Genomic DNA, 2,109 nt, shown 5'->3' on the forward strand with positions numbered 1-2,109 from the left:
TCACCTAACCATGCAAAGCCGCGTTCGACCACCCATCTTTTCTCGGCGGGAACAAAACCCTTTGCAGGGCTGGTATGATTCTGCCCTATCTCAATATCACCGTTAAAATAGGTTTGGACAAAGCCCCGTAGCAATTCGCCACGATAACCTTTGTCTGCGATAATCTTTTTAACTTTTGAATTGTTCCAGCGGTTTTTGATCTTTTTCAAAACTGCCATACCACCTTTGGTATCGTGCATATTGGCTGGCGTAACCACGATATCGACCAACAGCCCAAGACTATCGGTAACAAGATGCCGTTTTCGACCTTTGACTTTTTTGCCGCCATCAAATCCACGGGTAACGGCAGCGGCATTCTTTCCGGTTTTCACACTTTGGCTGTCCATAACCAGAAGGGATGGCTGGCCGTCTTTGCCAGCTTCCTCCCGCACCTCCCTATATAAGGTGTGGTGGATTTTCTGCCATTTATTCTTTTTACGCATAAGAACGAAATATCTATACACGGTCTGCCATGGTGGGAAGTCCTTGGGCAAATTCCGCCATTTGCAGCCATTCACGGAGATATAAAATATAGCATCCACGACACGGCGCATGTCCGTCCCACGGGTCCGCCCATAATGGGTGTCACGCGGGATAAATTTTCTGATTTTCTGCCACTGGCTATCCGACAAATCGGTATCATAACCAGAACATTTAGCGAACATTTGCCGAAAAATCTTTCCTTTTGATTCGATGGGAGAACATAGCATATGACTGGCTGAAGGTACAGAAAAAAACTAGCGAAAACAGACGCATAATTCCCATTCTGGATATAAATTTCTGAATGTGATATAGTCCGAAACGGTGCTTCGCAGCACTTCTACATGAGGCGGCCCCCTATGTCGGGTGGCCTGCTGAATATAACACCCGGCTTTATGCCCGTGGGTGAACGGCGACGGCTGTTCACTTGGGGAATAGGCAGGGCGTGATTTTGCCTCAAAAGTAGACACGCTGCGAACCGCCCGACGCCCGGCGGTGTCGATTGGAAACGTGCGTCCGTCGCAGGACAAATTGAGGCTGAAAATTATGTCTTTATCAGGAGAAGATATCCAATATCTTCAAAAACAAACTCCATCTAATACCCCACCAGTTTCACTATCTCCAGCAGATCAGGCATTATTATGGGCCAATTTGAAGCCCTATAATCGAATTGAATACGTTGCATGGTTTGCTTTGATACTTGGGGTGTTTGTCTGCATACCCTTGTTTTTCAAACAATACCGATGGAAAAAGGCAAGCCAGAAACTCGAAAAGGTTGGAATTGGCCCTAAACTAGGTGTTTTCCTAATAGGTGTGGTTTCTACCGCAGTCCAGCTTATGAAATTTCAGGAAATGGGACAATGAAATTCCTGCTTTCCTTGTTTTTCTATTGGCCGGGAAGGTTATTACTAGAGATACAATACCTGTTTCCGGCAGTAGGGAAAGTTATGGTTTCTGGGAGACGTAGAGAAAGCAAGTTTGCTGCCTTTGTTTTCTCCTTGGGATTTTGGGCCACCTTGGGTTTCGTTTCCCTTGTCGTGATACAAGACCATGAAGAAAAAACACGCAATTCTCAAAATCATCATATATCACATATAGGAAATGGCCATGCGTAATAAGCTATCTGCATATTTGATTTTTGGGGCTACGGTATTCACCGTTATCTCTCCTGCTTGGGCGAAATATCCTGAACATTGGACAGGAAAAATTGAAGGCGGCGATGGTGATTTAACCATTCAATCAAATAATAATGGGCTAGAAGGCGATATGGATATTGGTGGTCCGGGATGTGGAGGTGAGTTATCCGGCCCAGCGTTGGAAACAAATACAGATATACTTATCTTGAAAAGTGATGACACTGGCAGTTGTGTAATACATTTGAAGAAAGCAGGCTCAAAGATCGTTAGCAGCAGCGAAGATGGTTGCTATCCATTCCATGGGGTATCCTGTGCGTTTTCGGGTGCCAATATGACGAAAGCGAATTAGAACAGGGCTGTGCGGGATTAATCCCGCACAGCCCATACAGCGTTGATACGTATGGGCTTCTCAGATCGTTCTTAGAAGTTACTAATTACGAAACAGTCTCTTATC

Annotated in this window: 4 protein-coding genes; 3 read left to right on the forward strand and 1 reads right to left on the reverse strand. The window is 45.2% G+C overall.

Features of this window, described 5'->3' with window-relative positions:
- On the reverse strand, positions 1–704 hold a 704-nt coding region (locus CFR76_RS17285), incomplete at its 3' end, for an IS5 family transposase (protein WP_110557942.1).
- Positions 705–1,050: 346 nt separating this feature from the next.
- Here CFR76_RS17285 and CFR76_RS17890 point away from each other — a divergent pair.
- The 3 genes from CFR76_RS17890 to CFR76_RS17900 are packed head-to-tail and all read left to right on the forward strand — an operon-like array spanning position 1,051 to position 2,004.
- Positions 1,051–1,383: a hypothetical protein gene (locus CFR76_RS17890; protein ID WP_146222727.1), complete on the forward strand. Its 333-nt coding sequence runs from the start codon at positions 1,051–1,053 to the stop codon at positions 1,381–1,383.
- The gene (locus CFR76_RS17895) at positions 1,380–1,634 is read left to right on the forward strand and encodes a hypothetical protein (protein WP_146222728.1); all 255 of its coding nucleotides are present in this window, start codon (positions 1,380–1,382) and stop codon (positions 1,632–1,634) included. The genes CFR76_RS17890 and CFR76_RS17895 overlap by 4 nt, the downstream gene beginning before the upstream one ends.
- Positions 1,627–2,004 carry a hypothetical protein gene (locus CFR76_RS17900; protein ID WP_146222729.1) on the forward strand — a complete coding sequence of 126 codons (378 nt, stop codon included), beginning with the start codon at positions 1,627–1,629 and terminating at the stop codon, positions 2,002–2,004. The genes CFR76_RS17895 and CFR76_RS17900 overlap by 8 nt, the downstream gene beginning before the upstream one ends.
- The last annotated feature ends 105 nt before the right edge of the window (positions 2,005–2,109 follow it).

Origin of the sequence: Komagataeibacter swingsii (assembly GCF_003207895.1) — a bacterium.
Classification (GTDB): Bacteria; Pseudomonadota; Alphaproteobacteria; order Acetobacterales; family Acetobacteraceae; genus Komagataeibacter; species Komagataeibacter swingsii.